The sequence below is a fragment of the Acidisphaera rubrifaciens HS-AP3 genome (genome assembly GCF_000964365.1).
GTDB classification, from domain to species: Bacteria; Pseudomonadota; Alphaproteobacteria; order Acetobacterales; family Acetobacteraceae; genus Acidisphaera; species Acidisphaera rubrifaciens.
Genome location: NZ_BANB01001069.1, coordinates 1 through 600 on the forward strand (window position 1 = coordinate 1; position 600 = coordinate 600).

Below are 600 nucleotides of genomic sequence, written 5' to 3' on the forward strand. Positions count from 1 at the left end.
GGGACGCGCCCGACGCGGCGGCGGGATCGGACGGGGGCGGGCCGCCGGGCGCGACCGGGCGCTCGGCGAAGCGGCCGTGCTGGAGCAGCCGGTCGTACAGCACGATCGCGCCGGCGACCGCCAGATTGAGGGCGAAGCGCGTCGGGATGCGCACGACATGGCGGCACCGCGCGAGCAGGGCGGGCGACAGACCCGACCGCTCCGGGCCGAGCACATAGGCCGCGCTGAGCGGGTGGCGGAAGGACGGCAGGTCGACCGCGTCGTCGGCGAGTTCGATGCCGACCAGCACGCAGCGCTGCGGCAGCGCCACGGCGGCGACGTCGTCGAAGCGCCACAGCGGCAGATGTGCCGGCGTGTCCGCCGTATCGGCCTGCCGTGCCGCGCGGGCGTCGTAGCCGGCATTGATGCCGAAGCAGAACGCGGCGCCGAACGCATGGGCGGTGCGCAGCACGGCCCCGAGATTGGCCGATTTGGACACGCCCTCGACGCCCAGCCCGAAATAGCCGCGTGCCTGTCGCATCGGCGCGGTCTATGCCCCGCCCCGATGGCTGGCAACCGGATGGCTGGCGACATGAACGATTCCCCCGCCCGTGCCGCCGG

Annotated in this window: 1 protein-coding gene; it reads right to left on the reverse strand. The window is 74.5% G+C overall.

Going from position 1 to position 600, the window contains the following annotated elements; all coding sequences use genetic code 11:
• Positions 1-520 (reverse strand): RNA methyltransferase (locus tag B8460_RS20075; RefSeq protein WP_048863400.1); only part of this gene is annotated, 520 nt, incomplete at its 3' end.
• Between the last annotated feature and the right edge of the window lie 80 nt (positions 521-600).